The following is a 23,800-nucleotide window of genomic DNA, read 5'->3' as shown; positions in this document are numbered from 1 at the left end:
TCTGCGATACAGTGAAACAAAGAACGGAAAGGATGAATCGGATGATTGAATTATTGGCAATGGCAGGAGTCTTTGTCTGGCTGTTCATCGCGGTCATCGGAACGACTGCCTATTTTTTAAGGAAATCCAAAAAATGAAAAGAAGCGGTATTCCTCTTTTTTAAGGAAACACCGCTTCTTTTCATTTATTCAAGATTCATTGAACCTGCGCTTCACCGATGAACTCCGCAAAGACTTCGTTTGCTAACGGAATACCAGCAGGCGTTAAACGGATATGTGTCTCCGTCTGTTCGACGAGACCGTTTGGCAATAAACGTTTCATGACTTCACCAAACACATCTTTAAACGCTACTCCATATTTCGTCTGGAAACGTTCGAGTGATACGCCATCCTTCATTCGAAGTCCGAGGAACATTTCTTCTTCCATCCGCTCGACGTTCGTCAACGGCGTCTCTTTTCGAACCGGTAACCCTTCCGCCTTGATATAGTGCGGAATTGGTGCGATGTTCGCACGACGCGTCTGATTGATGTAGCTGTGTGATCCTGCACCGAATCCGTAGTACTCATCGTTTTCCCAGTAGACGCGATTATGACGACTCTCTTTTCCTGTTTGCGCGAAGTTCGAGATCTCATACTGCGCATATCCACCTGCTTCGATCGTATCGATCATCACTTGATACATTTCTGCCTCGAGATCTTGCGTCGGTAACGGTAACTTTCCTTTTCGCTCTTGAATCGCAAAGACCGTGTGCGGTTCTAAGATCAACGAATAGGAGGAGATATGCGTGATCGGTAATTGAAGTGCCCGCGAGACGTCGTAGCGGACCTGATCGAGCGTCTGATTCGGTAAGCCGAACATCAAGTCGACGGAGATGTTATCAAACCGTTTCGCTGCTGCGTCGAGCGTCTGCGCGACTTTCGCTTCCCGGTGCGTCCGACCGATGCGTTCGAGCAAACCGTCATCAAACGATTGGACACCGAAACTGACGCGATTGACACCGCCCGCCTTCATGATATCGAGCTTCTCTTCTGATACACCGTCCGGGTTCGACTCGACTGTATACTCTAAATCATCGCCTGTCAGGGGCAACAAGTGTTTCTGGATGATTTCCATCAACCGTTGCATCTGTGGTTCATTTAAAGCGGTTGGTGTTCCGCCACCGATGAAGATCGTCTCGAGATGATCCGTCGGGTATTGTTTCAACGTCAGTTCGATTTCGCGTTCGAGCGCATCGAGGTATTCATCGACGGGCTGATTCTTTAAAAAGACTTTATTGAAATCACAGTAATAACAAATATGTTCACAAAAAGGGATGTGGACATATGCGGCGCGTATTCCCATTTCGCCTCATCCTTTCTCTATAAAAACCAAAAAGGGGACGCAAGCGCCCCCCACCTGTTTAATCTTCGTCCATGGATAGAACGGACATGAAGGCTTCTTGCGGTACCTCTACTGAGCCTACCATCTTCATGCGTTTCTTACCTTCTTTTTGCTTCTCGAGCAGCTTCCGTTTCCGAGAAATATCTCCCCCGTAACATTTCGCGAGAACGTTCTTCCGTAATGCCTTAATCGTCGAACGAGCAACGATCTTCGTTCCGACAGCGGCCTGGATCGGGACTTCGAACTGCATCCGCGGAATCAATTCTTTCAACTTATCAACGATGACTTTCCCGCGTTCGTACGCAAAGTCACGGTGAACGATGAAGCTGAGCGCATCGACGTTCTCGTTGTTGAGCAGGATGTCCATCTTGACGAGACGCGACTGTTGATAGCCGATCAATTCATAATCAAGTGACGCATACCCTTTCGTACTCGATTTCAACTGATCGAAGAAGTCGTAGACGATCTCAGATAACGGTAACTCATACGTGATTTTGACACGTGTCGTATCGATATATTGCATGTCAACGAATGTCCCGCGCTTCTTCTGGCACAACTCCATGATCGCACCGACGTAGTCATTTGGTGTCATGACAGCAGCCTTAACGAACGGCTCTTCGATGAATTCGACTTTTTGCTGATCCGGCATCTTCGATGGGTTATCGACGTGCAAGACTTCACCCGCTGTCGTCGTCACGTGATAGATAACCGATGGTGCCGTCGTGATCATATCGATGTTGAATTCACGTTCGATCCGCTCCTGGATGATTTCCATGTGGAGCATCCCGAGGAATCCACAACGGAATCCGAATCCGAGTGCTTGTGATGTCTCTGGTTCGAACTCAAGCGCCGCGTCACTAAGTTGTAGTTTTTCAAGCGCTTCTCGTAAATCGTTGTATTTCGCAGCATCGATTGGATAGAGTCCACAGTATACCATCGGATTCATCTTACGGTATCCTGGCAGTGCTTCAGTAGCTGGCTGTTTCGCAAGCGTAATCGTATCCCCGACACGTACGTCGCCGACCGTTTTGATCGAAGCAGACAACGTCCCAACATCACCGACCGTCAATTCTTGCTGACGTAATGGTTTTGGTGTCGCAACGGCAAGTTCCAGAACCTCAAAGTCCTTACCTGTCGACATCATCCGAATCTTATCGCCGACTTTAACTGTTCCGTTGACGATTCGAATCGATGCTACGACACCACGGTAAGCGTCATAATAGGAGTCAAAGATCAATGCTTCGAGTGGTGCAGACGGATCACCCGTCGGCGCTGGTACTTTCTCGACGATTTGTTCGAGAATTTCTTCAATACCGATCCCTGCCTTCGCAGAAGTCGGAACGGCTTCAGATGCATCGAGTCCGATGACATCTTCGATTTCTTGACGGACGCGTTCGACATCCGCAGAAGGTAAATCGATTTTGTTAATGATCGGAAGGATTTCGAGATCGTTGTCGAGTGCTAAGTAAACGTTCGCAAGCGTCTGCGCTTCGATTCCTTGCGCCGCATCGACGACGAGGACAGCCCCTTCACAAGCTGCAAGTGAACGCGAGACTTCATATGTGAAGTCGACGTGTCCAGGTGTATCAATGAGGTGAAGAATGTAATCTTCCCCATCTTTTGCTGTATACTTCAATTGAACAGCGTTGAGTTTAATCGTGATGCCACGCTCACGTTCGAGATCCATGGCATCAAGTGTCTGATCTTTCATTTCGCGCGATGTCAACGCGCCAGTTTTTTCTAAAATTCGGTCAGCGAGTGTCGACTTCCCGTGATCGATATGGGCAATGATCGAGAAGTTACGAATACTCTTCTGCCGCTTTAAACGGTCTTCATTCGTCATGTTTAGAGTCACCTTACCTTATTTTCAAACGTACATACGGTTCATTATACCAAAAAGCGCTTCACTGTACTATCTCGTTTTGTTTTACCCGAAAAACAAAATGTGAAGATTCCCTAGACGTCGTATTGCTTTTAAGAAAAACGTTTGCTACAATTGTGTTTGTTCTGTTGAACGATAACTGCAGATATGCGAATATAAATCTCGAATGAGTTTTATTGGAGGTGAATCATCCATGGCTAACATTAAATCAGCAATCAAACGCGTTAAAACAGCTGAAAAACGCCGCGTCGCTAACGTACAACGTAAATCGGCAATGCGTTCAGCGATTAAAGCAGTCGAAACTTTCGCAGCTGAAGGTAACAAAGACCAAGCGGTCCTTGCTTTCGCTACAGCTTCTAAAAAAATCGACAAAGCTGCTGCTAAAGGTCTCATCCACAGCAACAAAGCTGGTCGTGACAAATCACGTCTCGCTAAACTCGTAAACGCACTTTAATTCTTTCCGAAGAATACGGTGATGGGTCGCCACTAGGAGGGTTCTCCAGTGGCGATTTTTTATATGATCTAAAATGGCGGACGAAGGACTCGTGTAAAACGATTCCTTCGTCCGCCATTTCTTGTCTTACTTGTCGTCTAGACGATCGATCATGACATAGTGAAGACCGATCCCTTCAATGAGGAACGGTTCTCCAACACGTTCCAGTCCGAGGCGTTCATAAAAAGGAAGTGCCGTGACGCGGGCGTTACACCACCAAGCTGTCACTTGTCGTTCTTTCAATAGACGACGGGCTTCTTCGATCAGCGCCCGACCATACCCTTCACCACGCACGTCTTCACTCGACGCCATACCACGAAGCTGATACGTCGCTCCTGGCGCTTGTGCATGCGATTGTTCCGAGAAACTACCGATTGCGACGATTTGTTGTGCTTTTATCCCGCCGAGATGAAACGTCGATGCAAGCGCATCGTCTGGGTAGATACACGCTTCACGTGGTTGATGTGGACGTAACACATCATGCCGTAATGGGATGACCTCTTCTGCTGTAATGATCTGGACTTCCATCATCGTTTGCCTCCTCTTATAGCGTCGCTAAGCGAACAATCAACGCATCGAATAGAATCTTCTTATCACCGTGTCCTGTTTTCATACCTTCATCTGTCGTCGTGATGGCGATGAGTGCTTGCTCGAGCTGCGCAAACGTAAACCGTTTGGCAGACTGGAGTGCCAATTTGATCGCATACGGATGAGCTCCGACTTTTGATGCGATTTGTCGTTCTCCGTATCCTTGTTCTACTAATCGTTTCGACAGCAACATCATCCGGTATTGGCGTGCCATCAGTCCAAGGAGAGCCAACACTTCCTGTCCTTGTTTTTCAAGGTCGCGAATCAAGCGGATCGCTGGTTCGAGTTGACGCTTCATCAAGTAGTCCGTTAATTGAAAGACGTTGTCCTCTAATGTCCGCGGAACAAGCAAATCGACATCCTCGATTTCGATTGTTGGTCGGTCCCCTGCAAACAACATCAACTTCTCAAGTTCATGGGCTAATGTCCCCCACATCTCAGCAGTCAAGAAAATGAGTCGCTCGATTGCCGGACGTTCCATCCGGTATCCTTTGTCGTTGACAGCATCCAGAACGAAGCGGAACAACTCTTCGGTCGTCGGTTTTTTTGCCTCTAGTACCGTCGCGCGCTCCTTCAATCGTTTGACGACGGTTTTTCGTTCATCGAGCTTTTCTGCTTCGACGATCAAGACAACGACCGCGTAGTCTGCCGGTTGTAGGATATAATCTGCTAACCGTTCGAGATTATGTTGTTTTTTATCTTTCGCTCCTGTCAGAAACGTTGCAGGTTTTGCAACGACGACACGGTAGTCGCTTAAAAAGGGTACCGTCTCCGCTTCATCGAGTACCGCATCAAGCGGTTGGTCGTTCAAATCGATTTTCATATAATCGAAGCGTTCTCCGTCTGGCAGAGCCGCTTTTACGATTTCACGTTCCCATTCTTCTAACAAGTGTCGTTCTGTTCCATATAATAAGTATAAATTCGCTAATTTTCCATTGACGAGCCAAGGAGTTTTCATCATTCCCACCACATTTCACAGTTTGTTCTTAACTTCATCATAGATAATCCTCTTTTATTCCGCTATACTAGAAGCGGAATCTATTAAGGGGGAATGCAGCATGGCACATTCAGTACGCCCACCAAGTGAAAACGCGTTCGAGAACGATATTCAATCAAAACGCAACGATGCGCTCGACTCTGCCGTTGGTTTTGGTGCATCATTCGGCTTTTTTGCAGTCTTGTTCATCATCGGTGTCGCAATTAAGTTCTTAAGTCTATAATCAGTAAAACAGCAACCTTGGGGGGTTGCTGTTTTTTTATTTTATCATAGGTTCACAGCCCGCTGAAGAACAAGTTACACTCCCGTCCTCATCCGTTCGAAAGACGATCCGATCTGTCCCGATCCGCTCAAGCACGTCCGGATGCGGATGCCCGTATCGATTTTTTCGTCCGACTGATAAGATGACAATCTTCGGATTTGTCTTCTGCAAGAGTTCTTCACCGGTCGACGTGTTCGAACCATGATGACCTGCTTTTAGAATATCGATTGGTCCAACGCTTAATTCGTCCTCGATTGCTAGGCCAGCGTCACCCGTCAGTAAAACACGTTGTTTGGCAATCTGTGCAAGTAATATAATAGACCGATCATTCTCTTCTTCTTCTCGTCCAGTCGGTGCAAGTACATGTAACCAAGGACGAATCGTTTGCCCCTTTTGAACGAACTCGACACGCGTCCCAGTTGCTTCGATCGAACGAATCAAATCGTTTCGCTTCTCATCCGTGTTGTCATACGCACCTAAATAAATGGTTTTCACGCGAACTTGACGCAGTAATCCTAGAAGTCCACCGACGTGATCATGATCAGCATGCGTCACGATGAGACCGTCGATTTCTGCTTCTCCTCGTGTGAATAAAAAGGGCGCGACGATATGACTACCTGGATCAAACGGACGAAGCAGTGGATGCGTCGTTTGTTGATAAACGCCACCGGTATCCACGACGAATGTCTCTCCTGCTTTCTCAAGCACGATACTATCGCCTTGCCCGACATCTAAAAAAGTGATCTGTTCAGGTGCGTGCCACTCCGTGTAGCCCCATGCCGTAAGTAAAAGGATCAACGGTAGAGCATGCCCCCACCATCTCCGCTCAGCAATGAACCAAGCGATTCCCGTTCCGACAACGACAATCGTCAAGACGATAGGAGAAAATGCCGGAACGGCAACCATCGCCAACGGTAGATCCTCCGCCAGTCGTAACGCTTGATCCATCCATTGAATCGCATACTGATGCGCGATCTGAAACGTTGAACGAATCGGTAAGAACGGAAGTGTCGCAAGAATGAACGATCCCGGCAGAATCACCCATTCAATCCAGCCACCAATCAATAAGTTCAAGAATGGCGACCAAATTGAAACCGTCGTCTGTTCAATACCCTGTAAAAAGAGGAGTGTTCCAAACTGTGCCCAAGCACTGATAAGCAGCCAGTTCCAAGGACGACGAACCGAACCCATGAGTCGTCTCGACAGCACAAGAAACAGCGTCAGTCCGACCGTCAATTGAAATCCGATATCGTAAATGACAGTTGGTTGAATCGCTAATTGAAAAGCTGCGACCCCCGCAATGACCTCGACCGGATCTAACGGTTTGTGGAAACGACGACCGAGCAACAGAATGATCGCGACGAGCACAGCCCGCGTGACTGGAGGACTCCACTCCGTCAACCATCCGTAAATCGGCAGTAAGATCAGAACGATATCAAGTCGTTTTTCTTTTGTCATTCTGATTTTTCGTAAGACGTACAGCAGACTAACTACTAAAAAAGCGATATGTGATCCTGAAATGACGATCGCATGTAATAAGCCGAATTTCTTAAACCGTTCGAGCGTCACTTGATCCATTAATCGATCCTCACCAAATACAAGTGCTTCGACGTAGAATGCTTGCTTTTGTGGTAACAAGTCTTCTATCCGTTTCAACCATGCTTCACGTACCCGTCTTCCTTCTGCCGCATACCCAAGTGTCGGATGACAGGAATCAAACGAACGTACTTCCCACTTTCCAGCGTAACGATGCGTATGCATGAATTGCAGTTCGTCAAAACCTCCCGCATTCGATTGTTGGCGGACATCGAGCGGTTCCGTATTGACGTGACAGGAGTAACCGATTCGTTCGTATCCTGTCTCATCTTCTGCAATCGTTGCCGTCAATAGAACCGATTGACCATTGCTCTCCGCATCATAGCGAATTCGATCCCCATTACGCTTACCTGATAAGATGTCAACAGACGAGATGTCGTGCGGTTCAGGTGACAGATGACCCATTCCGATGAATAGACAACTCAGAATGAACAAAAAGAAAAGACGACCGATTGAAAAAGACCATGACTTCATGACAGTAAATAGCATCAGCGTCACTAACCACCAGATCGATTCTTTGATGGCGACAATGAGTAAGAGAACGAACAGCGCATGAAGCGGCATCAGTAGACGATCAGGTAGGATTTAAGCGATTCTAACGTCTTTTCCCCAAAGCCCTTTACATCTCCGAGTGATTCATACGTCGCAAATCCTCCCTTCTCCTCACGATAGGCTAAGATCGCTTCTGCTTTGGCAGGACCGATTCCCGGAACCTCCATCAACTGTTCCGCCGTTGCCGCATTGAGGTCAATCAGTCCTTTTGGTATCTCTGCTTTTGAGCGTTTCGTTGGTTTCGGCTGATCTTTCGTCTTTTTTACCGGCACGATGACTTCCTGTCCATCAATGAGACGTGCCGCGAGATTCATTTGTCGAATGTCAGCTTTCTCAGTCATCTTTGCTTTTTCGATTGCATCCTTCACTCGATCACCGAGATGGAATTGATAGGGTCCAGGTGCTTCTACCGCCCCTTTCACATCGACCATGATGAGTTTGTCACGAATCGAGGTCTCCTTTTCTGCTGGCTCTGCTTTTGCCTCTTGTTGTTTATCCGTTAAGGACGGTTGATCGACCATCGCTTCATTCGAGCAAGAGGGTAATGGTACGAACAATAAAATGATGAGTAGCAGGACGACGACGAGACCTGCGATTTGTTGCAAACGTGGAACGGTCAAGACGAATCCCTCCTTTTTCCACGACTCTAACAGGTCGCTACGGACTTCAGGAAACGAAGGAATACGCACTAACCACTCTTTTACAACATGATACGGTGTGTTATGTCGGATAAAGATCATATCATCCATACCATAACTTTGAATTAGCATCTGTTTGACGAACAAAAAATCCGTCTCCTTCAAGCAACACGAACGTGTATCGCTTAAAGAAGACGGATGAGATCACTTTTACATTTTTTCAGCAACGAAGAAAATCCGCTCGGCTGTCTCAGAAGGAGCATCCGGTCCAAAATCGCCTGTGACCGCAAGAACCCGGAATCCGGCGTCGCGTAACCACGTCACGTACTGTGCTGGAGGATATGTCCGCTGATGATGCGTTTCATCGACACGCTCGTAGCGACCGTCCTCTTCCTCGATGAAGAAAGTCAGTTCATGGACGACAGAAAGCGGTGCTTCACCAGGATCCGCGAACCAGATATACGAACTTTGCTCCGCATGTGTCGCATATGTCTTTCCATTGAACAACGTTTCCATCTTGTATGGAGAGTGTGTATCAAATAAGAGACGTCCACCCTCTTTGAGGATTGCTGCTACATGTGTAAACGTCTGTTTGACATCCTCTTCCGTCCGGAGATAGTTCAAGGAGTCGCATAGGATCGTCACGGCATCGACAGGTGTCGGCAATTCGATTTCGCGCATGTCTTGCGCCCAGAATTGAATGCGTAATCCCTCTTCCATCGCTTTTTCCTGCGCGACTTCGAGCATCTCTTCCGATAAATCGATTCCGAGCATCTCATAGTGTGCCGCTAATGCAAGCGTCGCCGTACCCGTTCCACATCCGATATCAGCAATCGTACTGCCAGTCGGAACGTATGCTTTGACCCAGTCGACCCATTGATCGTACGGGACGTCTTGCATCAATTCATCATAGATGTAGGCGAACTGTTCGTATGCCATTAGTTGACCTCGACTTCAACCTTTGGAGCATCTGCCCAGAGTTTTTCGAGATTATAGTAATCACGATCGTCACGGTGGAAGACGTGAACGACGACGTTTTCAAGATCCGCTAACACCCAACGTGCCGCATCGAATCCTTCGAGACGTTTGATCGGCAGGTTATGTTCGTGCGCGACTTCTTTGAGTTCACGTGCGATTGCCTGTACTTGTTTTTCTGAATTCCCTTCACAGATGACGAAGTAGTCGGCAACTGGTGAGATGCTCGACATATTCAGGACGACGATATCTTCAGCGCGTTTATCGTCGATGGCATTTACGATTAATTGTAATTCTTGTTCGACTGTCATAGGACGGTCCCCTTTCGTTTGGCCGCGACGAAGGCATTATAAGTCTCAATCGTACGCGGAAAGATGATGGCTTGTTTTTTACATAAAAAATGAATCGTCTGACTGAGTGTTGCAATGACAGCGTCCGTCAAATCCTGCTCCGCTACTTCACGAAGCGCTTCGACACCTGGATAACTGCGATTTGGTTCAATCGCATCCGCGACGAAGATGATTTGATCGAGCAACGGCATACCGGGTGCCCCCGTCGTGTGATTTGCGATGGCCTGATAAATCACGTCTGAATCAAGACCAAGTTCTCGACGGACAAGCTCCGCACCCACTGGCGCATGAAGCAGTTCGTCATCATAATCGAGTAAAACACGTTGATTCAATTCAACGGCAATCGAACGCATCTCATTCGTATCGCGGTATTTCGCATAGTCATGAAGCATAGCAGCAAGTGTTGCTTCTTCTTCGTCAACACCATATTTAAGAGCTAAGTGTCGCGCTGTCTCGACGACACCTAATGTGTGCACATAGCGTCGCTCAGGCAACGTACGCTCAATGATTTGACGTGCTTCTTCAAGGCGCATATAGATTCCACTCCTCAATCCGTTGTCGAACGGCTTCCGGTACAAGGTAGCGAATGCTCCGTCCGCGCGCGACCCGTTGCCGGATATCCGTCGAAGAAATTTCTAGCAATGGCATATCGACCGCTTTCACACGGGCACCACGCGGAATCAGATACCGACTGCCCGGTCGAGCGACGGCACCAAAGACGACTTCCTCGTATAACCGTTCGGCTTGATACCACGTATCGAGACTCACGAGTGAATCTGCTCCAACGAGAAACAGAAACTCATGCTCCGGGTACCGATGCTTGAGTGCACGAATCGTATCATACGTATAGGAAGGCTCTTCGCGCTCAAACTCGATTGCTGAGACGGAAAAAGCAGGATTCAATGCAATTGCTTCTTCTACAAGGCGTAAACGCTTGGTTGCGTCTGTGACTGTACGTTGTTTATGCGGTGGCACATTCGCTGGTACGAACCAGACCGCATCGAGTTCGAGTTGTTCCTGCGCTTGTTCGGCAATCAGGAGATGACCGATATGCGGAGGATCGAACGTTCCGCCCATCAGTCCGATTTTCATCGTGGCAATTCGAGCGTCTTGTTCTCTTTTGATTCTTTATAGAGAACGATGACTTTTCCGATGACTTGAACGAGTTCAGCATTCGTTCCTGCGACGAGTTCTTGTGCGACATCCTTCGGTGCGTCCGCACAATTTTGCAATACTTGTACTTTCAAGAGTTCCCGTTTTTCGAGCGCATCCATCAAATCAGCGCACATCGCTTCTCCGACTCCATTTTTACCGACTTGGAAAATCGGGTTTAAGTCGTGAGCTGTCGCGCGTAAAAAACGTTTTTGTTTACCTGTTAACATGATTAAAATTCCTCCAATTGCTTTCGTATCACCTGCTCGCCAAGTGCAAGGTCAGGTGCTTGTCCGGTGAAGCGTTCAAATGCTTCAGCCGCTTGTAAGACGAACATCGGGACGCCGTCAAGTGTGTCGAGACCTTTTTCGGTCGCTTCACGCAATAGACGGGTCGGCGTCGGTCGATAAATAATATCACAAATCAAGGCGTGCGTCTCCGTCAATTCGATCGGACGTGCCTCGATATTTGGCGCCATCCCGACAGAAGTCGTATTGATGATGACGTCGTAACTCGTTAAATCAAATGTTTCTTGCCATGGTAGAACGGTTGCTCCGAATTCATCGGCAACTGCCTTAGAGCGTTCTTCTGTACGATTCGTGATCGTCACATCTCCGGGCAACGCAGCAATGATGCCTCGCGCCGCACCGCCCGCACCAAGAACGAGCGTCTTTTGAAATGACGGACGACGTTCTGTCAACGCGCGGACGAATCCGATTCCATCTGTATTCGCACCAATCAACTGCCCATCCTGCCGATATACCGTATTCACGGCGCCTGCTTTTTGAGATGCCGGCTCTAGCCGATCCAGATACGGAATGATTGCTGTTTTATGCGGAATCGTCACATTGATTCCGTCTAGCTGATGTGTGCGTAATTTCGTAATGATTTGCGGCAATTGCTGCTCCGTTACATCGATGAGGTCATAACAGCCGAAAAGCCCAGCCGCTTCCAGCCAAGCTGTATGCAGCTCAGGTGAAAGTGAATGGGCAATCGGATGACCGATGACGGCAAAGCGCATCAGACGAGCGCCTCACGTAAGGATACAGCGACACCTTTCGGGGCGTAAGCAGCGACACGTCCACCTTTTCCGTGAACCGCAACCCACCCGAGTCCACTGAAGACGATATCCGTCTTCATGTTGTCGCGGAGGCTGAATTCATGACGGACAAGCGGCGGTAGCATCTCACGCGTCTTTTCGTTTGGCGGAGACAACAGCTCACCGTTGTGGTTCGCGTATAAATCGTCTGCCTTTTCAAGCTTCGTCCGGTGAACTTTCAATTCGTTCGACATGTAGATGACGAATGAACGCTTGTTCCCTTCCATATAGTCCAATCGTGCAAGACCTCCGAAGAAGAGTGTCTGTTGCGGATGGATTTGGAAGACTTGTGGCTTGATCTCTTTTTTCGGTGTGATCAGCTTCAAGTCCTTTGCATCAACATAGTGAGCCATCTGATGATGATTGATGATCCCCGGTGTATCATACAGGTTACAGTTATCGTCGAGTGGAATGTCGATCAAGTCTAGTGTCGTTCCTGGGAAGTGACTGACCGTGATGACGGCTTCATCTTCTTCACCGAAGCGTTTGATGACTTGGTTGATCAGCGTCGATTTCCCGACGTTCGTACAACCAACGACATAGACGTCGCGGCCTTTTCGATAATAATCGATTTTTTCAGCGAGTTCATCGACTCCGTGCCCTTTTTTCGCACTGATCAGATGAACGTCGACTGGACGTAATCCAAGTTCTTTCGATGCTTGACGCATCCAGTTCATGAGACGGTTCGGGTTGAGTGACTTCGGTAATAAATCGGCTTTGTTCCCGACGAGTAAGACGTCGTTTTTACCGACGAACCGATGTAATCCCGGTAACCAGCTTCCATTAAAATCGAAGATATCAACGATTTTAACGACAAGTGCATCTTTTTGACCGATTCCGTCTAAGATTTTAACGAAATCATCGTCCGATAACGATACATCTTGAATTTGATTGTAGTGCTTTAATTTAAAGCAACGTTGGCAAATGACCATTTCACGATCAAGTGCAGATTTAGGTGCGTATCCTGGTGCTTTTGTGTCTTCCGTTTGAATGGCGACACCACAGCCAGCGCAGTGGATTTCTTCGATCATATTATGTTGAGCCGCATGCGGGAACGATATCCCTTCTCTTTTCACCGTAGCGCCCTGCTCGCTACTCCAAGAGCGTAACTTCCGACCTCTCGCCGTACATGTTGCGACTGCTGCCTTCCCTTTCATCTACCGATCTGACAGGGTTATTGTTGCTTATCCTGACGAAGTGTTTCGATCGGATGCTCCAGTGCAGAAGGATCTTCCTTGACGCGTTGTGTCAATTTATAGATTCCTTTGCGTTTCATCCGGCGGAAAATGACACGTTCCATCAGGCGATTGAATTTCGTGACGACACCGTCCGTCTTAACGACAGGTTGAACGTGGATGACTTCGATTCCAACGGAGTTTGCACCGAGTACATCCGTAAAGAGTTGGTCTCCTAAGAAGACAACTTCCTTCGCATGATAACCGAATTCCGTCAATGCTCGTTTAAACCCGATAGGAAGCGGTTTTCGAGCAGGCGCAATATAATGCAATCCGAGTGGATCCGCGAACTTCTTGACGCGGTCTCCATTATTGTTCGATACGATGATGACGTCGAAACCATATTGATTATTCACCATATCCAGCCAAGCAACCAATTCGTCTGGAGCATCTGCGATATTCCATGCGACGAGCGTATTATCAAGATCGGTCAAAATGGCTTTGACACCGTTTCGTTTGAGCATTTCAAGGTCGATATCGTAGATCGAAGCCACGAAATGTTTCGGATAAAGTCGTTTGAACAAGAATAAAACCTCCAGATAATGGTCTAGCTCTATAGTTAAGTTTAAGAAACAGTTATGCTCTTATCGTTCGATTATAGCACAATCAGGTAGTAAGAGCGACGCACAAAAGAAAACGGAAGGCGGACCTTCCGTTTTCTTAATAATACCGAATCCACAAATAGAGTTGGGATAGAATCAACGTTACGATCGTGATCGGTGCTCCGTAAATCAAAAAGCGCATATAGGTGAATTTTTCACCTTGTCGTGTTGCGAGACCCGCGACGATGACGTTCGCCGATGCACCGATCAATGTCCCGTTACCACCGAGACATGCACCGAGTGCGAGGGACCACCATAACACGTCCACTTTCGCATCTGCTGGTGATAATCCAATTCCAGCAGCTACATCGTTGATGAGTGGAATCATCGTCGCAACGAATGGGATGTTATCGATCGTCGCACTGGCGATACCAGACAACCAAAGCACAGCAGTTGCTGTCGTCTGAATATCACCGCCTGTCAGATCAATCGTCTTTTCGGCGAGGTAACGGATGATGCCCGCTTCCTGAATCCCACCGACGAGCACGAACAATCCGGCGAAGAAAAAGATTGTCGTCCACTCGATACGGGCAAAGATTCCCTCTAACTGATGATCGTTTTCAATCGTCAGCAGCATCAGAACGGTCGCTCCAAGGATCGCGATCGCTGGTGCTTCGAGATGAAGTCCGATTCGATCAAGCACCGGATGTAACACGAACAACGCAATCGTACTGACGAGAACGATACTACTTCGCGTGACCAATTTTCGACTAACGATATAACTCTTCTCATCGATTTCCATCAGTTTTTGTCGATCTTCCGCTTCGACATGCAACTGCTTCCGGAAGATGAAATACAGGATGCCGATCGTCACGACCGTGATGACGAGGATGATCGGTGCAAGATTCACTAAAAAAGCATTGAACGTCAAGTGTGGATTCGCAGCACCAATCATAATGTTCGGTGGATCTCCAATCAAGGTCGCCGTCCCACCGATATTCGCAAATAGGACTTCTGCGAGCAAGAACGGAAACGGCGCGATTTTAAGTATCTTCGTAATCGAAAATGTGATCGGAACGATCAATAGAACCGTCGTGACGTTATCAAGGAATGCCGATCCAAGTGCCGTCAATGCGGACAGTAGAATCAGTACCTTGATCGGATCACCTTTCGTCGTCTTCGCAGCGCGGATTGCAATGTATTCGAACAATCCAGATTGGTTGGCAATCGTGACGAGAATCATCATGCCGATCAATAAGACGATCGTTCCCCATTCAATATATTCAAACAATGCAGTCTCAAGGTCCACGATACCGATGATGACCATCGCGAGCGCTCCAAGCAAGGCGACGATCGCCCGACTTACTTTTTCACTGATGATGAAGCCATAGGTCACTAAAAAAATGATGAGTGCGATATACGTTTGGACCTGTGTACTTCCGATTTCTGCTAATGCCAGTGCCGGCATGATTCATTCCTCCTAAACGTAAGGAGACGCCCAAAACGGGCGCCTCGCTTTCATGAATGCCATTGTCCGAGGCGCTGCCCCATTAAAACTGGTCCAATCGCCTGACTGTCTAACGTCAATGCATCTTTCGGACAAATCAGGACGACCGTCGAACCGAATGAGAAGTATCCAAACTCATCCCCGCGACGAAGGTCCTTCGACTCGTTCGTCCGAACGATCGAGTTAACGTTCAGTGCGCCGACCATGACATGTTCAAGCGCATGTTTCCCTTGGACGATGCGCGTCACACGACGGTAGTTCCGCGTCAATGGACGAAGCGCATGTGTGAGACCGATCTCATTCACTGGTGCTGAATCGCGACCGAGCGTATAGCTCGTCCGGACTGTTCCATCCATCGGCACATGAACACGATGATAGTTTTGCGGACTTAAGTAAAAGATCATCACACGTCCACCAACATATTGCTGTGCCTCGTGATGGGAACCGAGTAACTCAGACACCGTATACGATTGTCCTTTGACAGTAAAGCGGCTATCAGCCGTCAAATCGTCAACGACGGATAGTACACCGTCACACGGACTGACGAATGCGCCTTCTGATTGATCAATCGGTCGCATTTCCGGTTTGACATGACGAATGAAAACGTCATGTAAACTCGAATACGCTTCTAAATTCCGAGTCGCTTCTGTCATATTTAGATCGTATGCCTGAACGAACGGACGGATGAATGGACGACTGATACGGCTCATCGCAAAACGTTTCAGTTGTTTGGCAACAAGCGGGTGTCCATTTAATTCGAACACGCGAGAGTAAAACCATTTTTTAATCATTGAGATCACCGGATGATTCTTCTTTTGAGTCCTTTACGTCTTTTCCAGCGAAGAACTCTTTATAGCTGTCTTCCGTTTGCTCTCCTGCTACACGTCCGACTTCCTTACCATCCTTAAAATGAACAACCGTCGGTGTACCCTCGATGCCAAACGTGTCCCAAGCCGACTGTTCGACAGCAAGATCAATCTGTTCGAATGGGATGTCCTGTTTTTCACCAAGCGGGACGAGATATGGTTTTACTTTTTCACAGTGAACACAACCTGTTTGATAGAAATACGTATAGAATTCATCACCGGATTTTACTTTATCTGCGACTTGTGTAGCCGTTAGGTTGCCGTTCTTCGATGCAGAATCTTCTCGATCCGTGAAGACGAGAAGTAATCCTCCCACCAATACGATCAAGGCGATGACTCCGGCTGTAATCCAATTCGCCTTGGATTGCGGTTTTTTCGTGTTTTTACGTTTCGACTTCTTTGACACGTCTATCCCTCCGTCATTCTGGTATTAGCCATTTTTTCTGAACCATTATAGCATGACCATTCGCAAGAATCGTATCGATTTGCAAAGCGTCATCAATCAGTAACAGATCCGCTCGTTCTCCAACCGCTATTAGCCCGCCCGGTATACCATATGCATCCGCGACATGTCGCGTGAGCGTCGCGATTGCCTGATCAAAAGTAACACCATGCTCCACTGCATCGCGTACGGCTTGCATCAAGGAAGAGGGTTTTCCTGTATCAATCCGCACTAAGCGACCTGCATCATCAAACGCCGGAAGACTTGCGCCAGCGTCGCTCGACATCGTGATCTGCTCGGGTGGGATTCCCGCTGCTAAAGCACGGGCAACAGCCTGTCCTGCTGGAATCTCGCCTTCCGCAATGAAGCTTTCCGTCGTACACGTCGTAAAATCGATCCGTCCTCCTCGTTTCGCCCAGGCGAGTCCTGCCTCAAAAATCCGTTCACTCCGATTGATATGTGTCGGAAGGAATTGTTGAATCGGTAGATCGGTCGTGTCGATCACTTCATGTAATAGATCGAGCCCTTGTTTCCCGTCTCCGATATGGACGTTCATCGTTCCCGACACGCCTTTGACCATGCCGGCAATTCGGGCTTCTGACGCTAATCGCGCGAGTTCATGAGCCGTCGGTTGTGTCGATCGGTGATCGTTGATGGCAATCTCTCCGATGCCAATCACTTCATTGATGAGGACGATATCATGTCCTGTCGATTGCGTCAGGAAGACCGGCGGAACCATATAACTTCCGCTTAATAGAAAGGGACGGATACCAGATGCAGCATATCCCCGTATGTGTGCCAGTAGGTCAATTCCTGTTCGTGTCCAACCATCCGTTCCGAGCAATCCGACGACCGTCGTGACACCGCCTTCGAATATGTCACGAACAGTCAACGGAGCCGTTCGCGTGGCAAATCCGCCTTCTCCACCTCCACCGATTGGATGTAAGTGTCCGTCGATGAATCCGGGGACTAGCCGTTTGTTGCGACCATCAATCCGTTGCGTGATCAGTGCTTCATCTATGGTGTAGGAACCGATTCCGATGATCTGATTCCCTGCGATGTAGACATTTTGCGGCATCTCTTGCCACAGAACCTGTTCGATGACGATCATCGTTCATTCCTCCTTAAGACAAAAAGCGAGCCTATCGCCCAAGTGACGACATCTCGCTTTTCCTTATTCTGCCTTAGTCCCTTGACCAAGACCTAAATCTTCATTGACGGCATCGAGTGCGAAGACGACAAGTGAAGTGACGACAGACATAGCTGTCGCGAATCCGAAGCTATACGTTACTGCATCAACTGCCGATACGATGAACACAGCCGTGTTCACGAGTAAGAATGACCAAAAGAATGTAACGAGAAAACGCATGATTTCCCCTCCGTTTCCATAACGTACTATAGAGTTATCCTACGATTTGTAGTATACCATTTTTTAATCCAAGCAACAGCTTTTCTCTAATTTTTTCAAGCGCTTTCTTTTCCTTGAAAAACTTAATCGTTTCATACGAAGGACAATCGCTTCATATGCTACAGTAGAATTAACGAAAAGAAAGCGGAGGATTTCATCATGACCCGTCACTTAATCGCTGTCGATCTCGACGGCACCCTTTTAAAAGATGATAAGACAATCAGCGCTGCGAACATCGCTGCGCTCCAGCGTGCGCGTGCGAACGGTCACGAAGTCGTCATTGCAACCGGACGACCATTTCGTCACGCCAGGAAATATTACGAACAACTCGGTTTGACGACACCGATCGTTAATTTTAACGGTGGTCTCGTTCATCACCCGCAAGATATCCACTTCGAAGTCCAGCATCATCCGATTCCATTAAAAACTGTTCAACATATTTTAGAATCTGTCGCTGAGACGAAAACACAAAATATCGTCTGCGAAGTCACGGATCATGTCTATTTTCAATATGACCCGGTTGGCATTTACGAATTCTATACCGACCATGCCTTATCCGTCACGACCGGAGATTTACGAAAGGTGCTTATGCATGAACCAACATCTCTTTTGATTCATGCCAAAGGAGAACACGTCGATGAGATCCGCTCCGAACTATCTGGTATCCATGCCGAGACGGTACTCAATCGTCAATGGGTGAAGCCTGAATTCATGGTCGAAGTGATGCGAAAAGGTACAAGCAAAGCGGTCGGTCTTGCCCATATCGCCGACCACCTTGGTATTAACTCTAAACAAATCATTGCTTTCGGTGATGAGGAAAACGATTTAGAGATGATCGAGTATGCTGGACATGGTGTCGCTATGGGTAATGCCATCCCCGCGCTGAAGCATCTGGCAAACGGCACGACGAAGCGAAATGAGGATGACGGGATCGCGTATTACTTGAGACACGTCCTTGGACTCGCATGAAAACAGATAAAGAGGCTGACTCAAAAAAAGAATGACGCGTCTTTTCACGCCCTTTCCTCAGGCGAGACACAAGCCAGTTTTCTTGCTTCGTTGAAGCAGGAAAGCGGGTCTTGTTCGTCTCTGACAGCGCATAAATGCGCTTGTTCCTGTAGGAGTGGCGTGTGACGCGTCATTCTTTTTGTTACGAGATAAGGATGGCAGATCATCATTCTGCCACCCTTATCTTTGTAGAGGCTGACTTTTGTGTCAGCCTCTTTTCATTATCCTTTTCGGAAGTATCCGACGACCGAGTCCGTTGCGACGACGTTGATGAAGACCGTCTCGTCCGCTTCCCGGCAAATCCGTTCAATGTCCCGTAATTCATGACGCTCGATGACCATCATCAACGTCGCTTTTTCAGCTCGAGAATACGTACCAATCGAAGGAATTTGCGTGATGCCTCGAATGATGTGCTGATGCAAAGCCGTCGTGATGTCATCCGCATGATTCGTGACGATGAAAATCGTTAGACGCTGATTGCTCGTATGAATCTCATCGACGACCTTAGACGTCACGTAGATGAAGACGATTGTGTATAAAGCAGTCGACCAACCGAACAACGCTCCTGCTAATAATGCGATTAAGAAATTCAAGACGAACAGATACAAGCCGACACTGCGATCGGAGAAACGAGCAAAGATGAGGGCGACGATATCAAACCCACCCGTCGAAGCACCGAACTTAATCGTGATACCGGTACCGATCGCAAGCAAAACCCCTCCAAACACTGCATTCAGTGTTTGATCACCTGGTATGACAGCATATTGAGGAATAAGACCAATGAAAATCGTCGTTGCCAAGACCGAAACCAACGTAATGATTGTAAAACTCCGACCTAACATGATCCATGCGAGCACGATCAAAGGGATGTTCAACGCCAAGAACCAGACGTTTTCACCAAACGCAAATGCTGTATTTTGAAGGACTTGCGTCAGGATTTGAGCAAGTCCTGTAAATCCAGTCGAATAGACACCACTCGGAATCAAAAACCAGTTCATGGCAACGGCAATGACGAATCCCCCAATCGAAGCCACGATCACTTTTAACATACTTTCCTTTACTACTGCTGTCACACGCCGTTCTCCTCTCATTCATAACTATCTTGAAACACTTTAGCACATTCAAATGTCGCCGGATAGTCAAGATTTCCAAAGATTGATGTTCTTTTTCATGATGGCGTTTTCATTTGTGACAAAGGTGTCCTACTTCTTGTTACACACAAAAAAAGAACCGACTCAAAAATCGGTTCTTTTTCTCTCTTATACTGTCATCGAAGCAGGAACTGTAATCTGTCCTCCTGCCGGAACTTCTACAGTTGTTCCATGAACGTTTAAGCTGAATGCTTCGCCTTCTGTTTGGGCGATTTCGACGGCATTTGGCTGTACATGGACATGGATATGATGACCGCGCCATTGCATCCGGAATGTATAGCTCGTCCAGCCTTTTGGCAACATCGGCTTGAAGGATAACGTATCGTTCGCCACCCGTAATCCGGCGAATCCGTGGACGATCGACATCCATGATCCAACCATCGACGTGATGTGTAACCCGTCTTCCGTATCATTGTTGTAGTTATCAAGATCAAGTCGTGCTGAACGTTGGTACAGTTCGACCGCTTTTTCCTCATAACCGACTTCCGCCGCAATGATTGAGTAGATACATGGTGATAATGACGATTCATGAACCGTGCGTGGTTCATAGAAATCGAAGTTCGCTTTTTTCTCTTCTACACTGAAGCGATCCGTCAAGAAGTAAAGACCTTGTAAGACATCTGCTTGTTTAATGAAGACAGAGCGAAGGATCCGGTCCCATGACCAATTCTGGTTTAGCGGAAGATGTTTTGGATCGAGGTCAGCGACCAAGATTTGTTCCTTATCCATGAAGCCATCCTGTTGCATAAAGATTCCAGGGGCTGCCTCATCTTTTGGATAATACATCTTCGCGTCGATATCTGCCCACTTCGCCAGCTCCTCATCCGTCAACGCTAATTGATGCATAAGTTCTTGCAGACGTTCTGGCTCTTCTTGTGCCAAATGACGGTGGACGGTCTGCGTATATTCGAGACACCATGCCGCAATCAGGTTCGTATACCAGTTGTTGTTGACGTTGTTCTCGTATTCGTTTGGTCCCGTCACGCCAAGAATCATGTAGACGTCCTTATGCGCGACGTAATTGACACGGCTTGCCCAGTAGCGAGAAATCTCGACTAACACTTCAAACCCGTATTGTCCGAGGTACGATGTGTCTCCCGTGTAGTTCGTGTAATTATAAATCGCATGCGCAATTGCGCCGTTCCGGTGAATTTCTTCATGTGTGATTTCCCACTCGTTGTGGCACTCTTCTCCGTTCATCGTCACCATCGGATAAAGTGCACCCTTCATCCCAACATTCTTATCCGCATTTTCTTTTGCTTGCGGTAATTGATTGTGGCGATACTTGAGTAAATTCCAAGCCACTTCCGGTTTCGACGTCGCAAGGTAGAAGTTCAAGCAGTACGCTTCTGTATCCCAATACGTCGCACCACCATACTTCTCGCCCGTGAATCCTTTTGGTCCGATGTTGAGGCGTGAATCTTCACCTGTGTAGGTCTGGAACATATGGAAGATGTTGAAACGAATCCCTTGCTGTGCCTCGACATCTCCTTCAATCTTCACGTCCGCTTCTTCCCAGTGGTGCAACCAAGCTGATTCATGTGTCGCAAGCAATGATTCAAAGCCTGATTCGAATGCGACATGAACACGTTTCATCGCTTGCTCCAGTAACGCATCGATTTCATGATCGCGATTCGTTACGAGCGCGACGAATTTTTCGACTGTGACACCTTCTCCGACTGCGGCTTGTTTCGTGAAACGATTCGCGACGTACTGCGTATTGCCATCGACGACTTCGCACCGTGCGCCTTCGACATCCGTGATCATCGCTGCCGTTACATGCCAATCGAGCTTTTTCGTTTTTGATGTGACATAACCGAACCGTTCTTCAATTCCGTGTTCGACAGGAAGCCAGAACTTCTCGTCATAATTCGAGTCTTCATTCTCAACATCCGCATCGAGATACGATTCAATGACGATTTCTGCTTCAAAATTGACAGGTGTCACCGTATATTGCAAGGCAGCGATTTCTTTATCGACGATCGAGAAGAAACGCTTGGATTCGACTTTCGTTTCCTCTACCCCATTCTTCAATAGCATCGTCCGTGTCAACACACCGTGTTGCATATCAAGTTCGCGTTTGAAGTCGATGACTTCCCACGTATTCAAATCAACAGCTTTTCCGTTGACAGATACTTTCAAGCCCATGATGTTGACAGCATTGAGTACTTTCGCGAAATACTCCGGATAACCGTTTTTCCACCAGCCGACACGTGTCTTATCCGGGTAGTAAACACCTGCGACATACATGCCTTGATGCGTGTCCCCTGTATATTCTTCCTCAAACGTCCCGCGCATTCCCATATGACCGTTTCCGATCGATGTCATCGATTCTGCCAATCGATTATCTTCTGGATGAAAACCAAGCTCTGTAATTTTCCACTCATTGACCTCAAAAAGTCGTTTCATCGTCAAGTCGCTCCTTTTTATGCTACGCATGTCGGTTACCCTGATCATGTAAGCGTTTCATCTATACTATACATTCTTTATTGTACACATAAAAAGCATCAATGCAATCGTTTGCACGAAAATAAATTTCTTTTTCTGCAACCGCTTCCTTTTACTAGAAATAGACGTCGATTTGAATCAAAAAAGTCTATTTTCAAACCAATCGGCTTAAAAATAGACTGTCGTTTCATGCTTCAGATTTTCCGCCACAAGACTGGCGGACGACGAGATAATGCGGGACGATGACGCGCTTCCCATAAGGTGTCGCATCTTCATTGATTTGTTCAATCAAACAATTCGTCGCTTCAAAACCAAGTCCAAAAATGTTGATTTCAACAGAAGTCAACGGTGGGCTTGAGAATTCTGCAATGAACAAGTTATTGAAACTGACGACGGCCATTTGATCCGGCACACCGATCCCCATCTCATTGAGGGTACTCATGACACCAAGTGCCATCATATCATCACTGACGACGACAGCCGTCGGCGGATGTTCAAGCGACATCAGTCGTTTGACTGCCTCGGCGCCTCCTGTCGTCATGAATGGTGCACTGACGATGTAGGATTCTTGAATCGGGATGCCCTCTTCCATGAGAGCCGTCTTGTAACCCCCGACACGCTCTTGCGTCACAGCTAAGTCCTGTGCGCCTCCGACGAATGCGATACACTCATGCCCAAGTTGATGCAAGTACTTCGTCACTTCGCGACCGGCTAGATAATTATCCGTATCGACATACGTGACATGTGATGAATCACTGAATGGTTTTCCGACGACGACGAACGGAAACTTCGAATCCTGCAGAAATTGAACGACTTTGTCATCCGTACGGGAATACAGCACGACGACACCATCGACACGACGGCCCTGAACCATCGACACGACACCTTCATATACTTCTTCTTCCGAGACACCTGTCGTCATATATAACGAATATCCATTTTGATGCGCTTTTGTACTGATTCCTCGAATGACCTCCGAAAAGAACGGGTTTTGTAGCGTTTTTGTTGCAGCACTTGGCATGACGAGACCGATTGCTTGTGTCGTTCGATTCGCTAGACTGCGAGCATGAACGTTCGGATAATATCCGAGCTCATCCATCGCCTGCCGCACCCGTTCCTTCGTCTTTTGACTGATGCGTGAACTATTCGCAATGACGCGTGATACCGTCGAGGGTGCGACATTCGCTTCCCGTGCTACATCCTTGATTGTTACCTGCATCCCCTTCACC

The 23,800-nt window shown here is 47.6% G+C and carries 25 protein-coding genes; 3 read left to right on the top strand and 22 right to left on the bottom strand.

Going from position 1 to position 23,800, the window contains the following annotated elements:
* Positions 1–195: 195 nt before the first annotated feature.
* Both hemW and lepA read right to left on the bottom strand, forming a co-directional pair.
* On the bottom strand, positions 196–1,341 hold the full coding sequence (gene hemW / locus KNQ11_RS00645) for a radical SAM family heme chaperone HemW (protein ID WP_064300342.1): 1,146 nt from the start codon (positions 1,339–1,341) through the stop codon (positions 196–198).
* Between the two features lie 58 nt (positions 1,342–1,399).
* On the bottom strand, positions 1,400–3,223 hold the full coding sequence (lepA, locus tag KNQ11_RS00640; protein ID WP_023467435.1) for a translation elongation factor 4: 1,824 nt from the start codon (positions 3,221–3,223) through the stop codon (positions 1,400–1,402).
* Positions 3,224–3,455: 232 nt separating this feature from the next.
* Here lepA and rpsT point away from each other — a divergent pair, with 232 nt between their 5' ends.
* Positions 3,456–3,716 (top strand): 30S ribosomal protein S20, encoded by a 261-nt coding sequence (rpsT, locus tag KNQ11_RS00635; RefSeq protein WP_023467434.1) that lies wholly within the window; start codon positions 3,456–3,458, stop codon positions 3,714–3,716.
* Positions 3,717–3,842: 126 nt separating this feature from the next.
* Here the strand turns inward: rpsT and KNQ11_RS00630 are convergent, their stop codons facing one another.
* Positions 3,843–4,286, bottom strand: coding sequence for a GNAT family N-acetyltransferase (locus KNQ11_RS00630; protein WP_041255011.1), 444 nt, complete (start codon positions 4,284–4,286; stop codon positions 3,843–3,845).
* A 13-nt stretch (positions 4,287–4,299) separates the two neighbouring features.
* On the bottom strand, positions 4,300–5,301 hold the full coding sequence (holA, locus tag KNQ11_RS00625) for a DNA polymerase III subunit delta (RefSeq protein ID WP_214768973.1): 1,002 nt from the start codon (positions 5,299–5,301) through the stop codon (positions 4,300–4,302).
* Positions 5,302–5,401: 100 nt separating this feature from the next.
* Between holA and KNQ11_RS00620 the strand changes: the two genes are divergently transcribed.
* Positions 5,402–5,563: a YqzM family protein gene (locus KNQ11_RS00620; RefSeq protein WP_023467431.1), complete on the top strand. Its 162-nt coding sequence runs from the start codon at positions 5,402–5,404 to the stop codon at positions 5,561–5,563.
* A gap of 36 nt (positions 5,564–5,599) precedes the next feature.
* Here KNQ11_RS00620 and KNQ11_RS00615 read toward each other — a convergent pair whose 3' ends face one another.
* The 15 genes from KNQ11_RS00615 to KNQ11_RS00545 form a co-directional block, all read right to left on the bottom strand.
* Positions 5,600–7,762, bottom strand: a complete 2,163-nt coding sequence (locus KNQ11_RS00615; RefSeq protein ID WP_214768971.1) for a DNA internalization-related competence protein ComEC/Rec2 — start codon at positions 7,760–7,762, stop codon at positions 5,600–5,602.
* Positions 7,762–8,520, bottom strand: a complete 759-nt coding sequence (locus KNQ11_RS00610; protein WP_251139600.1) for a helix-hairpin-helix domain-containing protein — start codon at positions 8,518–8,520, stop codon at positions 7,762–7,764. The genes KNQ11_RS00615 and KNQ11_RS00610 overlap by 1 nt, the downstream gene beginning before the upstream one ends.
* A 78-nt stretch (positions 8,521–8,598) precedes the next feature.
* Positions 8,599–9,327, bottom strand: coding sequence for a class I SAM-dependent DNA methyltransferase (locus KNQ11_RS00605; protein ID WP_058704798.1), 729 nt, complete (start codon positions 9,325–9,327; stop codon positions 8,599–8,601).
* The gene (gene rsfS, locus KNQ11_RS00600; protein WP_023467427.1) at positions 9,327–9,674 is read right to left on the bottom strand and encodes a ribosome silencing factor; all 348 of its coding nucleotides are present in this window, start codon (positions 9,672–9,674) and stop codon (positions 9,327–9,329) included. The genes KNQ11_RS00605 and rsfS overlap by 1 nt, the downstream gene beginning before the upstream one ends.
* Positions 9,671–10,246 carry a bis(5'-nucleosyl)-tetraphosphatase (symmetrical) YqeK gene (yqeK, locus tag KNQ11_RS00595; protein ID WP_023467426.1) on the bottom strand — a complete coding sequence of 192 codons (576 nt, stop codon included), beginning with the start codon at positions 10,244–10,246 and terminating at the stop codon, positions 9,671–9,673. The genes rsfS and yqeK overlap by 4 nt, the downstream gene beginning before the upstream one ends.
* Complete coding sequence (gene nadD, locus KNQ11_RS00590) at positions 10,236–10,805, bottom strand: nicotinate-nucleotide adenylyltransferase (protein WP_058704797.1); 570 nt, start codon at positions 10,803–10,805, stop codon at positions 10,236–10,238. The genes yqeK and nadD overlap by 11 nt, the downstream gene beginning before the upstream one ends.
* On the bottom strand, positions 10,802–11,095 hold the full coding sequence (gene yhbY, locus KNQ11_RS00585) for a ribosome assembly RNA-binding protein YhbY (protein ID WP_023467424.1): 294 nt from the start codon (positions 11,093–11,095) through the stop codon (positions 10,802–10,804). The genes nadD and yhbY overlap by 4 nt, the downstream gene beginning before the upstream one ends.
* A gap of 2 nt (positions 11,096–11,097) precedes the next feature.
* Complete coding sequence (gene aroE / locus KNQ11_RS00580; protein ID WP_214768969.1) at positions 11,098–11,886, bottom strand: shikimate dehydrogenase; 789 nt, start codon at positions 11,884–11,886, stop codon at positions 11,098–11,100.
* Complete coding sequence (yqeH, locus tag KNQ11_RS00575) at positions 11,886–12,995, bottom strand: ribosome biogenesis GTPase YqeH (protein WP_023467421.1); 1,110 nt, start codon at positions 12,993–12,995, stop codon at positions 11,886–11,888. The genes aroE and yqeH overlap by 1 nt, the downstream gene beginning before the upstream one ends.
* A gap of 143 nt (positions 12,996–13,138) precedes the next feature.
* The gene (locus KNQ11_RS00570; RefSeq protein ID WP_023467420.1) at positions 13,139–13,723 is read right to left on the bottom strand and encodes a YqeG family HAD IIIA-type phosphatase; all 585 of its coding nucleotides are present in this window, start codon (positions 13,721–13,723) and stop codon (positions 13,139–13,141) included.
* 136 nt (positions 13,724–13,859) lie between these two features.
* Entirely contained in the window at positions 13,860–15,209 is a 1,350-nt protein-coding gene (locus KNQ11_RS00565; protein ID WP_195865607.1) for an ArsB/NhaD family transporter, read from the bottom strand.
* A 50-nt stretch (positions 15,210–15,259) separates the two neighbouring features.
* Positions 15,260–16,039, bottom strand: a complete 780-nt coding sequence (locus KNQ11_RS00560) for a phosphatidylserine decarboxylase (protein WP_214724403.1) — start codon at positions 16,037–16,039, stop codon at positions 15,260–15,262.
* Positions 16,032–16,520 (bottom strand): thioredoxin family protein, encoded by a 489-nt coding sequence (locus KNQ11_RS00555; protein WP_023467417.1) that lies wholly within the window; start codon positions 16,518–16,520, stop codon positions 16,032–16,034. Before KNQ11_RS00555 ends, KNQ11_RS00560 begins: the two co-directional genes overlap by 8 nt.
* Positions 16,521–16,533: 13 nt before the next feature.
* Positions 16,534–17,667: a beta-aspartyl-peptidase gene (gene iadA, locus KNQ11_RS00550; protein ID WP_214768967.1), complete on the bottom strand. Its 1,134-nt coding sequence runs from the start codon at positions 17,665–17,667 to the stop codon at positions 16,534–16,536.
* A 63-nt stretch (positions 17,668–17,730) separates the two neighbouring features.
* Positions 17,731–17,925 carry a YjzD family protein gene (locus KNQ11_RS00545; protein ID WP_023467415.1) on the bottom strand — a complete coding sequence of 65 codons (195 nt, stop codon included), beginning with the start codon at positions 17,923–17,925 and terminating at the stop codon, positions 17,731–17,733.
* Between the two features lie 198 nt (positions 17,926–18,123).
* Here KNQ11_RS00545 and KNQ11_RS00540 point away from each other — a divergent pair, with 198 nt between their 5' ends.
* A complete protein-coding gene (locus KNQ11_RS00540; RefSeq protein ID WP_214768965.1) occupies positions 18,124–18,933 on the top strand; it encodes a Cof-type HAD-IIB family hydrolase in 810 nt (269 codons plus the stop codon).
* A gap of 260 nt (positions 18,934–19,193) precedes the next feature.
* Here the strand turns inward: KNQ11_RS00540 and KNQ11_RS00535 are convergent, their stop codons facing one another.
* The 3 genes from KNQ11_RS00535 to KNQ11_RS00525 form a co-directional block, all read right to left on the bottom strand.
* Positions 19,194–20,045 (bottom strand): YitT family protein, encoded by an 852-nt coding sequence (locus KNQ11_RS00535; RefSeq protein WP_023467413.1) that lies wholly within the window; start codon positions 20,043–20,045, stop codon positions 19,194–19,196.
* Positions 20,046–20,231: 186 nt separating this feature from the next.
* On the bottom strand, positions 20,232–22,532 hold the full coding sequence (locus KNQ11_RS00530; RefSeq protein WP_214768963.1) for a glycoside hydrolase family 65 protein: 2,301 nt from the start codon (positions 22,530–22,532) through the stop codon (positions 20,232–20,234).
* 226 nt (positions 22,533–22,758) lie between these two features.
* Positions 22,759–23,790, bottom strand: coding sequence for a LacI family DNA-binding transcriptional regulator (locus KNQ11_RS00525; RefSeq protein WP_035398727.1), 1,032 nt, complete (start codon positions 23,788–23,790; stop codon positions 22,759–22,761).
* Positions 23,791–23,800 lie beyond the last annotated feature (10 nt).

It is taken from the genome of Exiguobacterium sp. s39, from assembly GCF_018618925.1.
Classification (GTDB): Bacteria; Bacillota; Bacilli; order Exiguobacteriales; family Exiguobacteriaceae; genus Exiguobacterium_A; species Exiguobacterium_A abrahamii.
This window is presented reverse-complemented; position numbering and strand designations above follow the sequence as displayed.